General features: G+C 56.7%; 16 protein-coding genes. 3 read left to right on the top strand and 13 right to left on the bottom strand.

Features of this window, described 5'->3' with window-relative positions; translation table 11 throughout:
- Positions 1-7: 7 nt before the first annotated feature.
- From LPQ25_RS19300 to LPQ25_RS19310, 3 genes are all read right to left on the bottom strand, one after another.
- Complete coding sequence (locus LPQ25_RS19300; RefSeq protein WP_004142660.1) at positions 8-1,492, bottom strand: sugar ABC transporter ATP-binding protein; 1,485 nt, start codon at positions 1,490-1,492, stop codon at positions 8-10.
- Between the two features lie 32 nt (positions 1,493-1,524).
- Positions 1,525-2,448 carry a sugar ABC transporter substrate-binding protein gene (locus LPQ25_RS19305; RefSeq protein WP_002892597.1) on the bottom strand — a complete coding sequence of 308 codons (924 nt, stop codon included), beginning with the start codon at positions 2,446-2,448 and terminating at the stop codon, positions 1,525-1,527.
- Positions 2,449-2,877: 429 nt separating this feature from the next.
- Positions 2,878-3,897, bottom strand: a complete 1,020-nt coding sequence (locus LPQ25_RS19310) for a LacI family DNA-binding transcriptional regulator (protein ID WP_004191476.1) — start codon at positions 3,895-3,897, stop codon at positions 2,878-2,880.
- A 101-nt stretch (positions 3,898-3,998) separates the two neighbouring features.
- Here LPQ25_RS19310 and LPQ25_RS19315 point away from each other — a divergent pair, with 101 nt between their 5' ends.
- A complete protein-coding gene (locus LPQ25_RS19315; protein WP_014907959.1) occupies positions 3,999-5,006 on the top strand; it encodes a Gfo/Idh/MocA family oxidoreductase in 1,008 nt (335 codons plus the stop codon).
- 520 nt (positions 5,007-5,526) lie between these two features.
- Here the strand turns inward: LPQ25_RS19315 and LPQ25_RS19320 are convergent.
- The 3 genes from LPQ25_RS19320 to iolE are packed head-to-tail and all read right to left on the bottom strand — an operon-like array spanning position 5,527 to position 8,657.
- The gene (locus LPQ25_RS19320; protein ID WP_012737562.1) at positions 5,527-6,558 is read right to left on the bottom strand and encodes a Gfo/Idh/MocA family protein; all 1,032 of its coding nucleotides are present in this window, start codon (positions 6,556-6,558) and stop codon (positions 5,527-5,529) included.
- Positions 6,559-6,567: 9 nt separating this feature from the next.
- Positions 6,568-7,740: a Gfo/Idh/MocA family protein gene (locus LPQ25_RS19325; RefSeq protein ID WP_012737561.1), complete on the bottom strand. Its 1,173-nt coding sequence runs from the start codon at positions 7,738-7,740 to the stop codon at positions 6,568-6,570.
- Complete coding sequence (gene iolE / locus LPQ25_RS19330) at positions 7,737-8,657, bottom strand: myo-inosose-2 dehydratase (protein WP_014907960.1); 921 nt, start codon at positions 8,655-8,657, stop codon at positions 7,737-7,739. The genes LPQ25_RS19325 and iolE overlap by 4 nt, the downstream gene beginning before the upstream one ends.
- A gap of 570 nt (positions 8,658-9,227) precedes the next feature.
- Here iolE and LPQ25_RS19335 point away from each other — a divergent pair.
- On the top strand, positions 9,228-9,653 hold the full coding sequence (locus tag LPQ25_RS19335) for a hypothetical protein (protein ID WP_004183243.1): 426 nt from the start codon (positions 9,228-9,230) through the stop codon (positions 9,651-9,653).
- Positions 9,654-9,729: 76 nt separating this feature from the next.
- Here the strand turns inward: LPQ25_RS19335 and lysS are convergent, their stop codons facing one another.
- From lysS to LPQ25_RS19370, 7 genes are all read right to left on the bottom strand, one after another.
- Positions 9,730-11,247, bottom strand: a complete 1,518-nt coding sequence (gene lysS, locus LPQ25_RS19340) for a lysine--tRNA ligase (protein WP_002892491.1) — start codon at positions 11,245-11,247, stop codon at positions 9,730-9,732.
- A gap of 331 nt (positions 11,248-11,578) precedes the next feature.
- Positions 11,579-13,054, bottom strand: a complete 1,476-nt coding sequence (gene dtpD, locus LPQ25_RS19345) for a dipeptide permease DtpD (RefSeq protein ID WP_004151795.1) — start codon at positions 13,052-13,054, stop codon at positions 11,579-11,581.
- 59 nt (positions 13,055-13,113) lie between these two features.
- Positions 13,114-15,261 carry a lysine decarboxylase CadA gene (cadA, locus tag LPQ25_RS19350; protein WP_002892486.1) on the bottom strand — a complete coding sequence of 716 codons (2,148 nt, stop codon included), beginning with the start codon at positions 15,259-15,261 and terminating at the stop codon, positions 13,114-13,116.
- Positions 15,262-15,343: 82 nt separating this feature from the next.
- Positions 15,344-16,678: a cadaverine/lysine antiporter gene (cadB, locus tag LPQ25_RS19355; protein ID WP_002892484.1), complete on the bottom strand. Its 1,335-nt coding sequence runs from the start codon at positions 16,676-16,678 to the stop codon at positions 15,344-15,346.
- Positions 16,679-17,043: 365 nt separating this feature from the next.
- Positions 17,044-18,612, bottom strand: a complete 1,569-nt coding sequence (gene cadC, locus LPQ25_RS19360) for a lysine decarboxylation/transport transcriptional activator CadC (protein WP_012737557.1) — start codon at positions 18,610-18,612, stop codon at positions 17,044-17,046.
- Positions 18,613-18,904: 292 nt separating this feature from the next.
- Positions 18,905-19,177: a YdgH/BhsA/McbA family protein gene (locus tag LPQ25_RS19365; RefSeq protein ID WP_002892402.1), complete on the bottom strand. Its 273-nt coding sequence runs from the start codon at positions 19,175-19,177 to the stop codon at positions 18,905-18,907.
- A 100-nt stretch (positions 19,178-19,277) separates the two neighbouring features.
- A complete protein-coding gene (locus LPQ25_RS19370) occupies positions 19,278-20,198 on the bottom strand; it encodes a Kdo(2)-lipid IV(A) acyltransferase (RefSeq protein ID WP_002892400.1) in 921 nt (306 codons plus the stop codon).
- A 510-nt stretch (positions 20,199-20,708) separates the two neighbouring features.
- Here LPQ25_RS19370 and LPQ25_RS19375 point away from each other — a divergent pair.
- Entirely contained in the window at positions 20,709-21,575 is an 867-nt protein-coding gene (locus LPQ25_RS19375; protein WP_002892397.1) for a GNAT family N-acetyltransferase, read from the top strand.
- The last annotated feature ends 12 nt before the right edge of the window (positions 21,576-21,587 follow it).

Raw genomic sequence — 21,587 nt, forward strand, 5'->3', positions numbered from 1 at the left:
CTGTGCCTCAATGGGATGCCAACGACAAAATGGTTTCCTGGTCGGCTTCGTCTTTTTCCAGGATGCCGGTGATACGACCTTCATGCATCACCATGACCCGATCGCTCATGCCAAGGATTTCCGGCAGCTCAGAGGAGACCATAATCACCGCCACCCCCCGATTCGCCAGTTCACTGATCAGATGATAAATCTCCGCCTTCGCCCCGACGTCGATACCGCGGGTCGGCTCATCGAGAATTAAGATTTTCGGTTGCGCTAACAGCCAGCGCGCAATCAGGACCTTTTGCTGATTCCCCCCGCTGAGGTTATTAATAATTTGATCCATCGTCGGCGTTTTAATATTGAGCCGGCGTATTTGCTCCATGCAGTCTTCGGCCATTTTCACGTGCTGGACAAAACCGCTCTTGCCGATATATTCCGGCATTTTGACGATACTCATATTTTCCAGCACCGACAGCACCAGAAACAGGCCCGACTTTTTCCGGTCTTCGGTTAATAATGCCATCCCCTTTTCAATCGCCACGGAGGGGGAATCGATGGTCACCGGCGCCCCGTCGATCAGCACTTCGCCGCTGTCGAAGCGCTCCATACCGAACAGGCTTTCCATCACCTCGCTGCGCCCGGCGCCCACCAGCCCGGCCACGCCCAGGATTTCGCCACGGCGTACGCTAAAGCTGACGTCATGGAACACGCCCTGACGCGTCAGGTTGCGAACCGTCAGCACCTCTTCGCCGATGGTGTTATTAAATTTCGGAAACAGCTGGGTTAATTCGCGGCCCACCATCTGGGTGATCAGCGACTGCCGGGTAAATTCGGTGGTGTTTTTGCTCCCCACCCAGGTGCCGTCGCGAAAGACGCTGATCTCATCGGTGATGGCAAAGATCTCATCCATTTTGTGGCTGATATAGATGATCGCTTTACCCTGGGCGCGCAGGTCGCGGATGATGGTGAACAGGTGAGCCACCTCGCCTTCGGTCAGCGCCGAGGTGGGCTCATCCATGATCACGATATCCGCGTTCCATGAAACCGCTTTGGCAATCTCCACCATCTGCTGGGCGGCGATGCTCAGGTCGCCCACCAGCCGGTCAGCGGTTAAGCGGATATTGAGCTTATCCAGCAACGCCTGGGTCTGGCGGGTCAGCTGGCCGTGGTCGACAAAGCCGTACTTCATCGGCTCGCGCCCCAGCCAGATATTCTCCGCCACCGTCATATGCGGCACCAGATTGAGCTCCTGGTGGATCATCGAGATCCCCGAGCGCAGCGCATCCATGGTGTCGGTAAACTCCACCGGCTCCCCTTTCACGCGAATCGACCCTTTATCGGGGCGATAGATACCGATCAGGCATTTCATCAGCGTGGATTTACCGGCGCCGTTCTCGCCCATCAGGGCATGCACCGTTCCCGGACGCACGCGCAATGAGACATTATCGAGCGCCTTCACGCCGGGGAAGAACTTACTGATACCTTCGGCTTCAAGGGCAAAAGCGTTCATACATCCACCTCCGTACCACAGGTTGGCCAGGACTATTTCTGATTACGGTTGGTAAATTCAGCCATGTTCTCTTTGGTGATCAGCTGATACGGCACATCGATGATTTTTTCCACTTTCTCGCCGTTCGCCAGCTTGATGGCCGCGTCGACTGCGCCTTCACCCTGGCCTTTCGCATCCTGGAAGATGGTGGCGATCATCTTGCCGCTCTTCAGCATCTGCAGCGCGTCCGGGGTGCCATCCACGCCGGCGATGAGAATATGGTTCGGGTTTTTGCCCAGCGCCTGCAGGGCGCCGATCGCCATTTCATCGTTGTTGGAGGCGATGGCCTGGATATCCTCACCGCTGGTCATCCAGTTGCTGACCACGTCCACGGCGTCATTGCGGGTAAATTTCGCGGTCTGCTTCTGGACGATTTTGATGTTCGGGTATTTCGCTACCACCTCTTCCACCCCTTTGGTGCGGTCGCGAGTGGATTCATTCGCCAGGTCGCCGAGCAGGATCGCCACATTGCCCTTACCGTTCATCGCTTTCGCCAGCGCTTCCATCTGCAGACGGCCGGCAAGAATGGAGTCCGATCCCACATAGGCCATCTTGTCGGTCAGCTCCGCCTGCGGACGGCGGTTCACAAACACCAGCGGGATCCCGGCTTTGGTGGCCTGATCCATGATCGGTTTCACCGCGTTGGTATCCACCGGGTTGACGATAATGGCGTCCACCCCCTGGCCGATAAAGTTCTGTACCTGCTGCAGCTGCTGGGAGACATCCCCTTTCGCGTCCTCGATCTGCGATTTAACGCCATCTTTTTTCATCTCTTTTTGCATCGAGGTACGCAGGATCGTCAGGAAGTTATCGTCAAACAGCGCCATCGAGACGCCAATGGAGACATCTTTTGCCATAACCACCGCAGGCAGCATGCAGGCTAACAAAGAGGCAACAATCGTTTTCTTAATATTCATAGTTGATCCTTGATTTTGTAGGTACGCCGGTGAATGAAACAAAATGAAAAATTAATTTCAGTTACGTTGCGGCAAATGTCTGCTGGTATATCGACGACGCTGCGGCACCTCTCGCACTCCATCGTGATCTAAATCACAAATAACGGCTGTTTTATCATCACTATTTTGAAACATCAGTCCATTTACGCCGCAACCTGGATTTCAGACCATTTATTTCATTAACAAGACATTTGAAACTTTTATAAGTAAATAACTGAAATGAAAATTATAAAACTATGCAGTAACAGAATTTTGACAGACATCTAACATTGCCGCATAAATGAGCGAAAAATGAGAAGCAGACAACGCTTTGAAACGATCCCTCCCGGCGGGGTTGGCATTTACCCGCCGGGGAAATCCGTGTTGTCAGGAAGGGAGGCGCCGTACGCCTTAGTCCACGTTCTCGGCGCTGTAGAGGATAAAGTCGACTTTACCGTCGGCATAGGTTTGCGGCTGGTAGCCGGACTCCAGATGGCGCAGCATCAGGTCGATCGCCAGCTGGGCGTGCTGGCGGGTGTTCTGATCGAGCGTTAACGCCAGGCTGCCCTTCGCCAGCTGCTGCCGGGTGGTGTTGTAACGCTCATGGGTGATCCAGCAGACGTCGCCTTCGCGGCGGTGGCGGGCCAGCGCCTCGGCAATCTGGGTATTGCCAAGCCCGGTGTTATAGATCCCAACAATATTCCGGCTGCGGCACAGGGCTTGCTCCACCAGGCGGGTGATCTGCTCCCGCCGCTCCTCGCCCGCCAGCACGTCGCTGAGCTGCAGGTGGGGAAAGCGCTGGCTCAGCACCTCGCGGAACCCCTGAATGCGCAGGCGATGCGCGCTGTAATCTTGCCGGCCGCTGACCATCAGCACCTCGCCGGGCCGCGGCGTCATTCTCCCCAGCATTAACCCCGCCGTGCGGCCAGCCTGCAGCTGATTGATCCCCACGTGGCAGAGTCGGTCGGCGCCGGGCAGGTCCGTCGCCAGGGTGATCGCCGGGACGCCAGCCTCCCGGCAACGGCGCAGCGCGTCGTGCACCGCGGGATGGTCATTGCCGAAGACGATGATCCCCTGACGCTGCTGGCAACTGCGCGCAATGCGCCGGGCCAGCGTCGTCGGCTGCGACTCCGGGACAAAGGTGCGGTGCAAGGTCAGACGGCGATAGCCGAGGCTATCCGCCACGGCGGCAAAATCCTGCGCCAGCTGCGGAAAGAAGAACGAGTCATTGCTGCTGAGAAAGACCTCAATCTGCCAGGGAAAGCGGTGCTCCTCCGGCAGGATCCGCTTCAGCCCCGCCTCGCGCGCCGCCTGCAGCACTTTGCGCGTGGTCTGCGGCGATACGCCGCCGCGCTCGTTCAGCACCCGGTCAACGGTGGCCACGCCGACGCCAATCTGTCTGGCCAGCATCGCCAGTGAAATGTTTTTCATCGCCCCTCTCTTCATGATGGAAATCCATCAAAACGGCAGTGTCAGTGAGTTTAGCAAACCGATTATGGTGGCAGCGTCCCCTCGCCATTCTGGAGAAAAAAATGATCTGCAAACGTTTTGCCCTGGTAGGCAGTGGTTTTATCGGTCAGGTTCATGCCGCCAGTCTTGCTCGTCATGAAGGAAGTGCGCTGACGATGGTGGCCGATGCCGCCCCGGAGCGCGCCCAGGCGCTGGCCGCCCGCTATGGCGCCCGGGCGGTGACCGTGAGCGAGGCGATCCATAGCGACGCCATCGACGCGGTGCTGATCGCCAGTTCAACCCCGTCGCATGCCGAACTGCTGGAAGCCGCCGCCCGGGCGGGCAAGGCGGTCTATTGTGAAAAACCGATCGACCTCTCCCTGGCGCACGCCCGTGAGGTGGTGGAGCGGGTGCTCCCCCTGAACGTGCCGGTCACTGTCGGCTTTAACCGGCGCTTCGATAGCAGCCATCAGCAGCTCCGCCGCCAGCTGGAGCAAGGGCTGATCGGCCGGGTCGAGCTGGTGCAGATGGTCTGCCGCGCCTCCAGCATGCCGCCGCTCGACTATCTGCGCAGCTCCGGCGGCCAGATGCGCGATCAGGCGATCCACTTCTTTGATCTCCTGCGCTTTCTCACTGGCGATGAAGTGCGCACCGTAGCAGCGATGGGCGCGGCGCTGGCCCTGCCGGACATTGCCGAATTTGGCGATGTCGACACCTCCATCCTGATGATGCAGATGCGCGGCGGTGCGCTGGCGCAGCTGGACAATACCCGCCGCACCGGCCACGGGTACGATGAACGGATCACCCTGCTGGGCGCCGAGGGCGCGCTGGAGTCCGGTAGCCAGTCGCCGGCGGGCCCTACCCTGTGGCGCGGCAATCAGCGCATTGAGCCGGGCCTGTGGCCGGACTGGTTCAGCCGTGTACAGGGATCTTATTACCAGCATCTTGACGCCTTTATTCGCTCCCTGAATGGTGAAACCGTCGCCGACCTGCCCGGCCTGCTGGACGGCCTGCAGGCGCAGGCCATTGCCGAAGCGGCGGTTCAGTCCCTGCAGCATGGCCAGTTTGTCGCCGTCGACGACTGTCGCTGAGCGGGTGCGATGCAACCGCTATCAGGCGCTGTACCTGCCTTTATGCCGGGCGGCGGCGTCGCCTTGCCCGGCCTACATAATACAGGCATTAATATGATTTAATATCAAACATTTGCATGGGTATCCCAGACCCGCGCAAGCGCAGCGCCGCCGGGCAAGGGCAGCCGACGCGGAGCCGCTTTTATGCCGGGCGGCGGCGTCGCCTTGCCCGGCCTACATAACACAGGCATTAATCTGATTTAATATCAAACGGTTGCAGTAAAATCGTAGGCCCGTGCAAGCGCAGCGCCGCCGGGCAAGAACAGCCGACGCGGAGCCGTTTTATGCCGGGCGGCGTCGCCGCCTTGCCCGGCCTACATAACACAGGCATTAATACACCGTAATATCAATCGGTTGCATAGATATCACAGGCCCGCGCAAGCGCAGCGCCGCCGGGCAACAGACATCAGGCATCGTACGCGTCCTTTTGCCGGGCAATGGCAGATACGCTCGCGCTATCTGCCATTGCCCGGCCGGCTCCTTAGCGTTCTTCGTTAAACACCGCGCCCACCTGGCGCCGCACCTCATCCATCACCTGCAGATTCTGCAGCACCCGACTGAGCGGCCGCAGCGGCGAGTCCTGCACCCCCTGTCCGATGCACCAGGCAAAATGCTCCGCCTGCCAGAACAGCTGGTCGTAGCGATTGCGCGGCTCTTCCCAGCGCAGCACCTGCCCGCCCTGACTGGCGGCGAGCGTGAAGCCGCCGGGGGCGTAAAACTGGCCGTCGATCGTCAGGGTCGCCTGGCGTCCGGCCACCACCGCCCCGCCCGGCGTGTTGCTGAACAAAGTGGTGTTTAACATCCCCTGCATCCCGTTCTGCCAGCTAAACAGCATCGACGTCTGACCGTTAAGCCCCTCCGCCGTGGCGCTGCCGCGGGCGACAATCTCCTGCGGCATGCCGCCCACCATCAGCGCAAACGAGGTCACATAGCTGCCGAGGTCCATCATCGGCCCGCCGGCAAGATCGGCATTGAAGATGCGGTGGTCGCGGGTGAAATACTCGCCGTGATCGGCCAGCAGGGTATGCAGGTCGCCGAGCGCCCCATCCTCCAGCAGCTGGCGGATCACATCATATTTCGGCGCGTAATCGCACCACATTGCCTCCAGCGCCAGCTTCTCCTGGCGGGCGGCTTCGGCCTGCAGCTCACGCCCTTCGCCGAGGTTGAGGGCGAAGGGCTTCTCAATCAGCACGTGTTTGCCCGCCTTCAGCGCCTGCATGCCGTCGGGAAAGTGATGGTTGTGCGGCGTCGCAATATACACCGCATCAATATCCGGACGCGCCAGCATCTCCTCCACCTGGCCGTAAGCCTGGGGGATCCCCCATTCCGCGGCCACCCGGTCGGCCTTCGCCTGGCTGCGGGAAGCCACCGCCACCACCTGCTGCCGGCTGTAGGTTTTCAATGAGTGCACAAAGCGCTCGGCGATCCAGCCAGGACCGATAATGCCCCAGCGCAGGAGGGGAATGCTCTGCGCCGCCGGGCGGCGCGGGGTTGGTAAGTGTGACGGAAACATAGCGGCTCCTTAGTCTTTAACCACGTTCACCCAGCGACGGCTGGCCATCGAGGCTTCAATCGCCGACAGCACGCGCTGATTCTGCAAACCAAATTCAAAGTTGGGATAGCAGTCGCCCTCCCCGCAAATCCCCTGCACCAGGTCATGCACTTCGATCACCTTGACGTCAAAATAGCCCAGCCCGCCGCCGCCAAAATCGAAGCCGAAGAAGCCGGCATAGGCCGGGATCTGGCTCCCGGCATACAGCGTCTTAAAGCCGCGGTCATGTTTGTCATCGTTGAAGCGATAGACCTGCAGCTCGTTAAAGCGCTCCCCGTCCATATACAGCGTGCCTTCGGTGCCGGAAACCTCCCAGAACACGCCGAAGATCCGCCCGGCGGCGATGCGCGAGGCCTCAATCACTCCCGCCGCGCCGCTGTCGAAATTGACCAGGCACTGAACCTGATCGTCATTTTCCACTTCCCGCCACTCGGCATCGGCCGCGACCCGGCTGGCATACCCGGCATCGGTTTGCGGCACCGGACGCTGGCGCAGGCAGGTTTGCGCGCTGGCGGTCACTTCACGGATCCCGCCCAGCAAAAACTGGGCGACGGACAGGGTATGGGCGCCGAGGTCGCCAAGCGCCCCGCTGCCGCCGAGGGTTTTCGAGCAGCGCCAGGACCAGGGCAGGTTCGGGTCGTTATAAAACCCCTGATCAAAGGTGCCGCGAAAGCGCACCGGTTCGCCAATATCTCCCCGGGCGATAATCTGCTTTGCCAGCAGCGCCGCCGGCGTTTTGATGTTGTTAAAGGCCACCATGGTCTTCACCCCCGCGCGCCGTGCCGCCTGCGCCATCTCCTGCGCCTGCTGCTCATTGACCGCCAGCGGCTTCTCGCAATAGACATGTTTACCCGCCGCGATCGCCGCCATCGCCATTGTGTAGTGCAGATGGTTCGGCGAGGTGATATCCACCACATCAACCTGCGGATCGATTACCAGCTCGCGCCAGTCGCCGTAGGCCTTTTCCGCCCCCAGTTTCGCCGCGTGGCGTTCGGCCATCGCCTGATCCTGATCCGCCAGCGCGTAGAGATGCGGGCGCTTGGGCAGATCGGGATAGAACATCGCCGCGCGACGGTAAGCGTCGGCGTGTGCCTGCCCCATAAAACCTGAGCCGATAAGGCCGATATTTAACCGCGCGCTCATGATGCGTACTCCTCTGACGATGAAGGGGAAGATAAATGGTGCGCCAGCCAGGCATAGGCGCGGCTGGCGGTGGCCAGCGGCGGCGCCATCGCCGGATCCTGCTCGGCTTCGATAATCAGCCAGCCGCGGTAGTCGCTGTCCCGTACAAAGTCGAGGATCGGCGCATAGTCGATGCAGCCGTCGCCTGGGATGGTAAACAGCCCGGCGCGCACCGCCTCGTTAAAGCTCAGGTTTTCCCGATACAGACGCCCCAGCACCTGCGGACGCACGTCTTTCAGATGCAGATGGCGGATACGGTGGCCATATTTGTGCAGTACGCGCGGGATCTCGACCCCGGCGACAAAGGCGTGCCCGGTATCAAACGCCAGCCCGACGTTGTCATGGGTGTGAGACAGAAACCGCTCCAGCTCGTCATCGTGCTCCACCAGCATCATCAGATGATGGTGATAGGCCAGCTGGAGGTCATAGTCGCGCAGCAGCAGGTCAGCAAAGGTATTCAGCTTGTGGCAATACGCCGCAAGGCTGACGCGGCTTAACGGCGGCGAGAGCGAAATAGGCTCATCAAGCGGGGTTTCACCTGGCAGTTGCCCGCATTCGCCGTAAACCATCACCTTCGCGCCGAGCTGCCGGAGGAGCTGGGCGTGCTCCCGCACCGCCTCCAGCTCCGCTTCCACGCTGCGGTCGGCCAGCAGGCCGCTGTACCAGCCGGACGCCAGGCGCAGGTCAGCCGCCGCCAGCAGCGGGCCCAGGGTTGATGCCTGGCGGGGAAATTTCCGTCCTAACTCAATGCCCTGATAGCCCGCCTCCCGCGCCTCGCGCAGGCAGGTATCCAGGGGAATATCACCGCCTAAATCCTCGAGTACATCGTTGGTCCAGCACAGGGGGCTCACGCCCCACCGCAGTTGCTCTGTCGCCATCTTGTTCTCCTTTCCACCCTGTGGTCTTGTCTGGCGTCACTATAAGCAGGTGACGACCGACGATGAAAACGGAGAAATGATGGAAATCCATCATTGCGCTGGCGGTATATTCGCTATTTCAGGTAACCCTGAAAAATAAATGGAAATAATGCTTGCCGCCGGCTTATTTTGCGGATAAAAATTACTGGCTTAATAACCCGCTTCAGAGGTTATCCCTTTCATTCGAAATATGATGATAGCAATATGAAAAAAACTCAACACCGCACCAGCGCGGGCTTTTGCCGTGCGCCAAGGACAGGCCTGCTGTTATTTGCCTGAATGACACATAGCCGCTTTAAAACATCAAATAATTAACATTCTCTCTGCAATAATATGACAAGCAGTGGGAAGGTTGGCTTGCGAAATAAGCATGAAACTTTGATGTTTTACTAATAAATAACCCCAGAGCGTCTTGCTAATTACTTATCAGGACTGGTTGGGTTATTTTATTCTGACGCCAACGGGAGAATACACCAACGTGTATCCCTCTCTATGGCCCGGCACGCCGCTATCGCGATGAGAAACAATAAGATGAATAAGACCTGGCTTTTCACCACCCTGACCCTGGCGCTGGTCGCCGCCGCGCCGGCCCACGCCATTAGCGCGAAATACCGGGAACAGCTTGAACGTTCCGGCTGCACGCAGATGACCGATGGGACCACCTGCGATATTCATAAAACCAAAGCCGAGAATGCCGCCGCCGCGCAGCAGGCCGACAGCGGCTTCGGCCCCTGGGTGGGCACCTGGTATGTTTATACGGAGTATGGCGATAAAATTGATGAGATTACCGTCACCGCTAAAACGGTGAAAACCCGCGGCCATCTGGTTGAGGCGGCGAAAGCCAGCCAGGGTAAACTGACCTTCCGGGTGAAAAGCTCAGCCTTTACGCTGAACGACGCCTTTAACGGCGTATGGGCAAACGGCAGCCAGCGCGGCACGTTGCAAAAAGTCCTGTAATAACATCGCTCTGCCGACAGGCCGGGGATAATGCAGACAGAACCTCCCGGCGCAGGCCGGGAGGGAGTGCAATGGATTACTTCTGCGGACGCATGGCCGGGAAGAGGATCACGTCGCGGATGGTATGGCTGTTGGTAAACAGCATCACCATGCGGTCGATACCGATACCCAGACCGGCGGTCGGCGGCAGGCCGTACTCGAGGGCGGTCACGTAGTCTTCGTCGTAGAACATCGCTTCGTCATCGCCCGCCGCTTTGGCGTTCACCTGATCCTGGAAGCGCTGCGCCTGGTCTTCGGCATCGTTCAGCTCGCTGAAACCGTTACCGATTTCGCGGCCGCCGATGAAGAATTCAAAGCGGTCAGTGATTTCCGGGTTGACGTCGTTACGGCGCGCCAGCGGAGAAACTTCCGCCGGGTATTCGGTGATGAAGGTCGGCTGAATCAGATGCGCTTCCGCCACTTCGTCAAAGATTTCGGTAACTATGCGTCCCAGCCCCCAGCTTTTCTCTACCTGAATACCGATAGATTCCGCCAGCGCTTTCGCCGCGTCGAAGTTATCCAGATCCGCCATGTTGGTTTCCGGACGGTGTTTCTTGATCGCTTCGCGCATGGTCAGTTTTTCAAACGGCTTGCCGAAATCAAACACCTGGTCGCCATACGGCACTTCGGTTTTGCCCAGCACCGTCTGCGCCAGGGTGCGGAACAGCGACTCGGTCAGTTCGATCAGGTCTTTGTAGTCCGCATACGCCATATACAGTTCCATCATGGTGAACTCTGGGTTATGGCGTACCGAGATCCCTTCGTTGCGGAAGTTACGGTTGATTTCAAACACGCGTTCAAAACCGCCAACCACCAGACGTTTCAGATACAGTTCCGGCGCGATGCGCAGGTACATATCGAGATCCAGGGCGTTGTGATGGGTAATGAACGGACGGGCGGACGCACCGCCAGGGATCACCTGCATCATCGGCGTTTCGACTTCCATAAAGCCGCGGGCCACCATGAACTGGCGCATGGTGGCGAGGATCTGCGAACGGATACGGAACGTATGACGCGACTCTTCGTTGGCGATCAGATCCAGATAGCGCTGGCGATAGCGAACTTCCTGATCCTGCAGGCCGTGGAATTTATCCGGCAGCGGGCGCAGGGCTTTGGTCAGCAGGCGCAGCTCGGTGCAGTGGATCGAGAGTTCGCCGGTTTGCGTTTTGAACAGCTTGCCGCGGGCGGCGATGATATCGCCGAGGTCCCATTTCTTAAACTGTTCGTTGTAGACGCCTTCCGGCAGGTCATCGCGCGCCACGTACAGCTGAATGCGGCCGCCGACGTCCTGGAGGGTGACGAAGGAGGCTTTGCCCATCACGCGACGGGTCATCATCCGACCAGCCACCGCAACTTCAACGTTCAGGGAAGCGAGTTCATCGTTGTCCTTCGCATCGAATTCAGCATGCAATTGGTCAGAGGTATGATCGCGACGGAAATCGTTGGGGAAAGCTACGCCCTGCTCACGCAGCGCAGCCAGTTTTTCGCGACGAGCTTTCAGTTCATTATTAAGGTCAATGGCCTCATCGGCACCTTGTGCTTGTTGTTCAGACATATGGATTCCTCATAACCTTGCTTTCAAACTAGCTTCGATAAATTGAACCAGGTCACCCTTCCGCGCGGCCTGTCTCTGGGAAGACACCAGAGCACAATCTTAACGATCCTGGATTCACTCCAAGCTGATCTCACTCAGCTATGGCTTCAGTAACGGTATTTTTTATCGTTGGCCTCCGCGCATGCCAGAATATCCTCCTCCTGTTCACTAAGCTGTGCAAGGAGCGACTTCGCGCTCCGCTGTTGAGGTAATGCCCCCGGTCGCGCTGCGCTTACCGGGGCTACGAATCGCGGCCCGGATAAGGTGTTTACGCCACGAGCCGGGACGAGCGTCAGGCGCCGCCGCCGGTAATTTCACCGGCAGCCGCACGACGTTTGCCAACGCTACAGGCCGCGGCAAAGGCGATAATGACCATCACCGCCACGCAGCCGAGGGTCCATTCGCCCATCTGCGCGAAGAAATGCTGATAGGCGGCAATCGCCGTATCGCTGATTTGCGATTCGGTGGTTTGCTGGGCGACCACGCCCGCCAGCCAGTTGGCCACCGCGCCGGTGGCCAGCATATAAATGCCGGTCAATACGCCGGTGACGCCGGGCATGTTCAGACGGGTGATTTGCGCCATCGCCACCGGGTCGATAAACAGTTCGGCAAAGCCCATCATCGCCAGCCCGGCGACCATCATGCCCATTGAGGCCTGACCGTCAGCCGCGCCATGGCGGGCATTGAGCGCCAGCAGCATAAAGCCGCCGCCCATCAGCAGCAGGCCGAAAGAAAATTTCAGCCAGACGCGCAGCACTGAACGCACGCTGCCTTCCGGGCGCATCAGCCACGCCAGCACCACGCCGGCCGCCATCACCGCTATCGCGTTAACTGACTGGAACAGCGCGGTCGGCACGTCCCAGTTCAGCAGACGACGATTGACGAAGTGGTCGATAAACAGGCTAATCGAGCTCCCGCCCTGCTGCGCCAGCACCCAGAACAGCGTTCCGGCGAGCATCAGCAGGACGATCTGCCACAGCGCGCGACGATGCTCCGGGGCTTTGATCATGATCCGCGCCACCATCTGGGCGGCGAACAGGCAGACGATCGCCAGCAGATAGCCGGACCAGTTGTTTTGCAGCAGTAGAGTGAAAAATACCGGCGCCAGGCAGAGCATCACCAGCAGCCAGCCCCAGGTCGGCAGCACGAACTTCACCGCCCGCAGCGCCGGTTTATCAACGCCGCGGGTATGCCGGAAGTGGCGGCTGCCGCTTAAGAAAATCATCAGGCCGATAAACATACCGATCCCCGCAAGGGCGAAGCCGATATGCCAGCCGTACCACTGCGCCGCCAGTCCGCAGGCGATGGGCGCGGCAATCGAGCCGACGTTGCCGGCGGCGTACAGCAGCGAGAAACCGCCGTCGCGACGCGGGTCGTCGTGAGCGTACAGTTCGCCGAGCAGGCAGCTGATATTGGATTTAAACAGGCCGTAGCCGCAGATGATGATCGCCAGCGCGACGTACAAACTCCATGCGGAGGTCGACTCAACGCCCAGCACCACATGGCCGAGGGTCATCAACAGCGCCCCGGCAATTACCGCCGTGCGGTTGCCGAGCAGGCGGTCGGCAAGCCAGCCGCCGAGAATAGGGGTAACGTAAACCAGAGATGCGTAAGCGCTGAACAGGCTGATGGCGTGGCTGTCGTCGAAGCCAAGCTGGTGGGTAAGGTAAAGGATGAGTAAGGCGCGCATGCCGTAAAAGCTGAAGTACTCCCAGATCTGGATCGCAACGATGTAGTAAATCGCGCGCGGCTGTGAGGGTGTTTTCATGTGTTCTCCTTGCAGCGTGAAAAAGGGAAGTGGCAAGCCACTTCCCTGGTGTGCGTCTATTACTTGTTATTCTCTTCTTTCAGCACTTTAACGGTGTAACGACCATCCGCCTGACGATAGGCGCCGTGGATATCGGTTTCGAAGCCTGGATAGTGGGCGCCGATTTCGCACAGCATCTGCAGGAACTCCAGCACCGGACGGCTCTCTTCGGTGATCATCTCACCCGGCATCACCAGCGGCACTCCCGGAGGATACGGCAGGATCATGTTGGCGTTGACGCGGCCGACCATCTCTTCGAGATACACTTCTTCCGTCTGACCGTGCAGCTCTTTCTGGAACGCGGCATACGGGGTCATCACCATCGATGGCAGCACTTCAAACGCGCGGAACATCAGATCCGGCAGGTTGTGATGCTCAATCAGTTTGTGAATGTTCTGCGCGAGGTCCTGAATACGCATGTTTTCATAGAATTCAGGATCTTCACGGTACAGCGACGGCAGCATGTTTTTCACCCGCAGGTTCAGGTCGAACGCGCGTTTGAAGTCGGTCAGCGCACGCAGCAGGCTCAGCGCTTTAGTCTTATCGATACCGATACTGAACAGGAACAGCAGGTTGTACGGACCGGTTTTCTCTACCACGATGCCGTGTTCGTCGAGGTATTTCGCCACGATGCTTGCCGGAATACCGAAGTCATCCATGGTGCCGTCTTTCTTCATCCCCGGAGTCAGCAGCGTGACTTTGATCGGGTCGAGGTACATGTGTTCGTTATCGATGTTTTTGAAACCGTGCCATGCGCTGTCGGAACGCAGCGGCCAGCATTCAGGACCATCGATATGCTCCGGCTGCCAGACGTCGAAGAACCAGCCGTCAGACTCGCCTTTCAGACGTTTGATCTCTTTACGGAACTTGATGGAACGTTCAATAGAGCCGTCGATCAGACGCTTACCAGCGTTCCCCTTCATCATCGCCGCCGCGGTTTCGGTGGAGGCCACGATCCCGTAGTGTGGAGAGGTGGTGGTGTGCATCATGTAGGCTTCGTTGAAGGTCTCTTCGTTTACGTCGCCTTTCACGTGGATCATCGACGCCTGGGAGAACGCCGCCAGCAGTTTGTGCGTGGACTGGGTTTCATAAATCACTTTCCCTTCAACGCGGCCGCCGCTCATCCCGCATTTGCCTTCATAGATCGGCGAGAAGTTGGTGTAAGGGACCCATGCGGAGTCAAAGTGGATGGATTTCACATCCAGGGTTTTCTTGATGAAGTCGGTGTTATACAGCAGACCATCGTAAGTCGAGTTGGTGATCACCGCGTGTACCGGCCAGGTCGCATTCGGCGTCTCTTTCACACGCTTGGCGATAGTCGCGTGCTGGAATTCGCTCTGCGGAATACCGCCGAGGATACCGTAGGCGTTACGGGTCGGACGGAAGTAGATCGGCGTAATGTCGCTCATCATCATCAGGTGAGTCAGCGATTTGTGGCAGTTACGGTCAATCAGCACGGTGCTGCCGGCCGGCGCGGAGTACATGCCGACGATTTTGTTAGCGGTAGAAGTACCGTTGGTCACCATGTAGCTGCGTTCTGCGTTAAACACGCGAGCGATATACTCTTCCGCTTCTTTGTGCGGGCCGCTGTGGTCCAGCAGGGAACCCAGTTCAGAAACCGAAATGGAGATATCGGATTTCATGGTGTTGGAGCCAAAGAAATCATAGAAGATGCTGCCTACCGGGCTTTTCTGGAACGCGGTACCGCCCATGTGGCCCGGGGTACAGAAGGTATATTTACCTTCACGGACATATTTGAACAGCGCTTTGGTCAGCGGCGGCAGAATGGTGTCGATGTATTCGTCAGTGTTCTGTTTGATTTTGTTCGCGATATCTTCCGCAGCGCCCAGCGCATATTCGAAGAAGCGAACCTGCATGCGCAGATCGTTCAGGCTAACGTCCAGAGTGGAGTAGGTGTTAGCGAACGCATACAGCGGCATGTACTCGTTCATTTTGCTGATTTCTTCGCACAGTTCGAGATTGTATTTATCCCAGTCGAAGATCACGCCGCACAGACGAGAGTTGTTTTCAATAAGTTTTAATAAGTCGTCACGGTCGTTCGGGTAGACAATACGGAAGTCCAGGCGTTCGAGAGCACGATGCAGTTCACGGATGGGTTCTTCTTTGAAGTAAACCCCCATGTGATTCATGATTGCAATAACGTTCATAGTCAAATCTCCAGATGTAGAAAGCCCCTCCCGTCGCGTGATGACAGGTGATGGAAGGAGCCTCAGGAAAACGGGTTGCTGATTAGTGCGCGTTAGCGGTGGTGTTGTTATCCGATGCGTTGTTCTGGCGCTGGTGCATTTTGCGACCGTAGAACATCAGGATAATCAGGCTAACGATGAAGGTGCCGGCCAGTTCGAAGGAGCTTGCGCCCATCAGCGCGATGAAGCAGAACACGCAACCCAGTACCGAACAAATCAGGCTAACGAAGTTACGGATGTTGATGCCTTCGAAACGAATCAGGTCAACACAGGAGTAGAAGTAAGGCAGCATGGTCAGCAGTACCGCGATACCGGTCAGTTCGCCGAACAGGTCAGAGGCTTTACCACCGGCGGAGTTCATCAGGGTAATCAGCACCATCAGCGCGGTCATTTTCACTGCGGCCAGCAGCAGGCCTTTTTTCGGAATACCGTTGTTATCAACTTCGCCATACACTTTCGGGAAGTTACCGTCGTTGGCGGCACGTACACCGGCCTGGCCAACCAGCATCATCCACGAGCCCAGAGAAGTCAGGCAGGCAAAGGCGGTGAAAGCGGATACCATCGGTGCAGCCCAGCCGCCGAGGATGGTAGAGGCGCTAATTGCGAACGGCGCACCGGACGCGGCCATCTGAGAAGCAGGATACATACCGGCGATAACCTGAGTCGCGGCGATGTAGACGATACCGGCCATCGCAGTGCCCAGCATGGTAGCCAGCGGCACGGTACGTTTCGGGTTTTTCACCATCCCGGTACTCACGGCGGCGGATTCTACGCCAACGAAGGCCCACAGGCAGAGCAGGATACTTTTAATAACCGCGTGGCTATCGGTGGTGCTGGAGGTATTCCAGTTCGCCTGATAGGTAGCGACATCAAACCAGTGCCAGCCGACGACCGCGGTCATGACTACCGGAATAAGCACCAGTACCAGACCAATAGTGGTCAGACGGCTGACCCAGGTCCCGCCGAGCATATTAACGAAAGTAAAGATCCACACGATGGCAATACAGGCAATACCTGCTGGCACCGGGTTATTTAAAATTGGGAAGAACGTAGAGAGATAAGAAACTGCGGTAATCCCGATGGCCAGGTTACCAATCCAGTTTGCATGATAATAAAGGACACCGGTCTGGAAACCGAATGCCGGAGATATTTCGCCAGCGTAGGCAATAGGACCGCCCTGCTGCGGGTTTTTAGTGGCCAGTCGGGCATAAACATAAGCCAGAGACATCGCACCAATAATTGAAATCACCCAGCCCCAAATGGCAATACCACCGATGCTGGCCAGGTTCGCAGGTAATAATGCAATCCCGCTCCCCATCATATTACCGGCGACGACACCGGTACAGGCAAATAGCCCGATCTTCTTGGCAGAACTCATGGTTGTTTTTCTCCTAAGTTTATTTGGGAGGTACAGATCATGATACAGAACCATTAATTGACCCGACCAACTGCCAACAAGATTACTGATTTGTACGAGATAAGTCCTAAAGATAAAGTGATATAAAAACAAACATCAGACAAATGATATTTTGACCTTTTTCGCTTAACACATAAACATGACAACAGGGTGTCAGAAAAAGATAAACATCGTTGTATTACAGAGACTTACAAGAAGCAGAGTGTGTTATCTGACTGTTATTTAAAGCCTCCTGAATGCTAAATAAAAATAACAACAAGAGGCTTCATGAGAAACATAAATTTAACCTCACCATGCCCAAAACCTTGCACATGATGAGGGTTTACTTATTCTGAAGAGAGAAAGTTGTCGAGATATGGAACGACTCGGTTAACCGACGTCTGGAAAACCCCATTTTCAATCCAGTACAGGGTATCTTCGCCAGGACGTAAATTAAACGCCGTGATGTAAGAATCGGCAGCCAGACGGTTCTCACCTTTCATCTCATAGACTTTGCCTAACAGCACATAATTTAGCCATGACATCTCTAAATCAATCGCACTATTAATTGCGGTATTTGCTTCGTCGACTTTGCCCTTCCCCAATGAATCCACCGCTTTTATTTGATAATAAATCGCCATGTCTTTTATACCCGGCATCGCCCCTACCCGCTCGACTTCACTGTAGAGGGCGGCCAGCTGTTTATCATCCAGCGGCTGTTGTGAATGGCGCAATACATCCACCAGCGTTTTTTCGGCATAGGCGTAAATAAAATCCGGCGCCCGCTTAATCACATCATCCAGCAGGCTACTGGCCTTACTTAATGAATCGACGTCGCCCTTCATTAACAGCTGATGCGACTGGTAGAAATAGGTTAACGCCACGCTTTGCGAGGGCTGATATTGCCTGAGCATCGCCTGCATTCGCGCCGGCCACGGCTGCGCCAGGGCATCCGACAGGCTGTTCATCAGATCGTTCTGGATGGTCAGCTGGTTATCGTTGGTCACAAAGTAGCGCTTATCCAGCATCGTCGAGCTGTCGGCGTTGTCCACCAGCTGGACCGACATAAAGCACTGCTGCGCCCGATAATGGCGCTGATTAACGAACTCAATGGTCAGCGTTTTGCCGGAACTGCTTGGTTCATTGATGTTGTAGTCCGTTTTGTCATGCACCATAAAGGTCGAGAAGGTGTTCAGCGAGGTGGTGATCAGGCTGGCCAGTCCTACGGCGTAGGAGTGCTGCGACGACCAGTTAGCGCAGGAGTTGCCATTCACCAGGTGGATATCGATATCGCGCGGATTGAGCAGCAGACGCGCCTTGTTGACCGGCGGCCGCGATTCCATGCTCGACAGCGCCACCAGCGCCACGCAGGTGCCCAGCGCCAACAGGAACAGCCCCCACACCAGGGCGGTAGTGAGGCGCTTGCGGCCTGACGGCGCGCTGGCCACGGTAGGAGCCGGTGGCGGCGCGGCGGCATCAGGGAGAGGGACAGAGACGTCGGATGGCGCACCGGCGGCCGGCGGCGCAGGAAGGGCGGTCGACGGCGAAGGCGTCAGCGCCTCCATCGACGGGGCTAGCTCCTCCCCCTCTTCGGTGCACCAGATCACCGGCACCGTGAGCTTATACCCCCGTTTGGGTACCGTCGCGATGTACTCAAGGCTAACGTCGTCGCCGTCTTTGAGCGACTTGCGCAGTTCAGAAATACTCTGCGTGACGACGTGGCTGGTCACAACGTTCCGGGTCCAGACGTTTTCGATAAGCTCGTCCCGGCTAAGCACTTCCCCCGGATGGCGGGCAAAAAAGACCAGAAGATCGATTAAACGCGGTTCAAGGGTAAGCTGGCGCCCCTTCCTGCTGATTTGGTTTACAGAGGGGGTTACCAGCCATTCACCGACGCGAACAACAGGTTGTAGCATACAAGAAAGCCCCAGACAAAAAGGGAAAGGCGCGATGATAACACATTTGTCCTACCTATTTTTGCCAGGGGTCACTCCCTCAGGCATTAGGCCGGAATGGGCTCTTTATTAACAATAAAAAGCAATAATTCATTAACATCGTGATCATGAAATCTATATATAGCGATAAAAACGCATTTCCGCTGCCGCTATTGCCTAAGGCAATTCCGATAGCAGAAAAAAATAAGCCCGGAGGCTTAACGCGCTCCAGGCTCAGTGCGTTGCGCGCCGATACGGCACGCTTTAAAAAAGGTTATTTATACACTTCCGCTGTGGCTTCAAAGTTAGGGCCATGCTCACGCGCAGCGGTGATCACGTAGTACTTTCCGCCTTTCTCATCGGCCAGCTTGGAGAGCTGATCGTGCAGATCGGAAGGCGAAGAGAATTCGCCACCGGACGGCCCCACCGAGATCGGCCCGACTTTGGTCAGTTTGAAGTGTTTCACTTCTTCTTTGGTAATCAACTGCGCGGCGGAGGCGCCAAATGCAACGGCGGAAAGGGCTAACGCGACTATCACTTTTTTCATCCTGCAATCTCCTTGGAATTAGCCTTCAGTCAGGCCCTTTCAGTATAGACGGCGATTTACTGAGCGTGCTACCGATGCGCTTATTTTTTGGCCGAGGCGTTCAGTAACGCGGCGGTACTCCTTCCGGGCGGGTCTTAAAGCGCCGGTGCAGCCACATGTATTGCTCGGGCGCCATCAGGATGCACTGTTCGATAATCTGATTCATCCAGGCCGCCGTAACCTCGGCGCTCGCCAGCGGCGGCGTGCGCTCCGGCGTCAGGGAGATCAATTCATACCCCATGCCGTTGGGCTTGCGCCGCGGAACAAACGGCACAATCGTCGCCCCGGACATTTTCGCCAGCATCCAGGTACCGGTGGTGGTCGCCGCCTGTTCGACGGCAAACAGCGGGGCGAAGACGCTGCTGGCCGGACCGTAGTCATGATCCGGCGCGTACCAGAGAATTTCCCCCTCTTTTAGCGCCCTGACCATCCCTTTCAGATTTTTTCGATCCAACATGGTCTTGTTAGAGCGCAAGCGTCCCCAGGTTTGCAGCCAGTCAATCAGCGGGTTATCGTTGGGCCGGTAGACGCCAATGCCTGGGGTAAACATGCCGTACATTCGCGCACCCATTTCGAGGGTCAGAAAATGGATACCGATCAGTAAAATGCCCTGCTTTTCTTCCAGAAGCTCCACCACCTCGTTAACGCCGCTGGTCTCGGTCCAGCGCGCTACCCGGTGCGTCGGCCAGAACCAGGCCATGCCGGTCTCCATCAGCCCCATGCCCAGCGATTCAAAGTTTTTCACCAGCAGCGCCTCGCGGTCGGCGGCGCTCATCTCGGGAAAGCAGAGTTCGAGATTACGTCTGGCAATCCGCGCGCGGCTTTTCATCACCCGCATTGCCAGCCGCCCAAGCGCCGTTCCCAGACGGTAGATCACCGGATACGGTAATTGCACCAGCAGCCACAAAAAGCCAATTCCCAGCCACAATAGCCAGTAACGCGGGTGCAACAGCGCGCGGGAAAATTTGGGTAAATTTGACATAGTAATCCTGTTAATTCACTCAATAATAGCTGAGCAAAAACCGCGAAATAAAGTAGCGGATCCTGCACGTAGTATTTTTCCAATTCGTGCGGTAATACTCAATCACAAAGCGCGTTATTATAAGCCGATTCCAGGATAAATTCAGCCCTTACGCTGGGGACTACTCTATTATTAGACGCAACGCGTAAAATTTCCTGTTTAATGCATAAATAAATAAACCTAACCTCTACGGCCCGGCCGATTGTCGATAAAATAGCCAGTACATTTGCCTCAGCCTCTCGACCAATACCTCTTTTACTCACGCTTTATTATGGCGATAGCGAACGCAAACAGTCCGTTTCGCCCGGTTTGACACGGCCAGCATGCGGTTATTTGTGACTGGGGCAAAGGTTAAGCATCGACATTGCGGATCCTTTTCCCAGATATGCTACGTTTACAGCGCTCATTCGACGCAAGTGCCTTTGCCGACGTCGCCGCTTTCAGAAGCCATAGTGAGAAGGAACTATGACAATGAATTATCAATTAGTGAAGCAAGTCAGAGAAAATAACCCATTAAGAAAAAGCTTCATTGACCTTGCCGTTAAGACTTTCGACCTGTCTTTTGAAGAGTGGTATCAGCAAGGTTACTGGACCGACGCCTATATCCCCTATGCTTTTGTCGAACGCAATAAAGTTATCGCTAACGCTTCGGCCAACATCATCGACCTGCGCTGGCAGGGCGAGCCCCGGCGTTATATTCAGATTGGCACCGTGATGACCGAACCGGACCACCGTAATAAGGGATTAGCCGGCCAGCTTATCCATCACATCCTGCAGGACTGGCAGCAGGAGGCGGACGCCTTCTTTTTATTCGCCAATCCCACCACGGTGGATTTTTACCCCAAATTTGGCTTCACCCGGAGCGAAGAGTATCAATATATTATGCCGGTCTCCCCGCGAGCCGGTGATTTTCGTAAACTGGATATGGACAGCCCTGACGATGTCGCCCTGCTCCGCCATTACTATGAAAAATCCAACCCGTTCTCACCGCTGCGGGTGGAGCATAACTTTGGCCTGCTGATGTTTTACTGCTCAGCCTTTATGAAGCATTTTGTCTATTACTCGGCAAAAAATGAGGCGGTGGTCATCGCCATGCAAAACGGTCCGGTGCTGATCTGCTTTGATCTGTTCTGCGACGTGGGTAAGAGCCTGTCGACGCTGGTCAACGAACTGGCCGATGACCACGTTTACCAGGCCATCCTCGGTTTTACCCCCAGTGAAGACCGGCTCGGCGAGTATGAGAAGATAGAGGGAGAAGATATCCTCTTCGTCTATGACCAGAAGGAAAACCTGTTTAAAGACAGGAAGTTGATGTTTCCTTTACTGGCGCATGCCTGACGGCGCCGCGCC

This window comes from Klebsiella sp. KPN54798 (assembly GCF_021184225.1).
GTDB classification, from domain to species: Bacteria; Pseudomonadota; Gammaproteobacteria; order Enterobacterales; family Enterobacteriaceae; genus Klebsiella; species Klebsiella pneumoniae.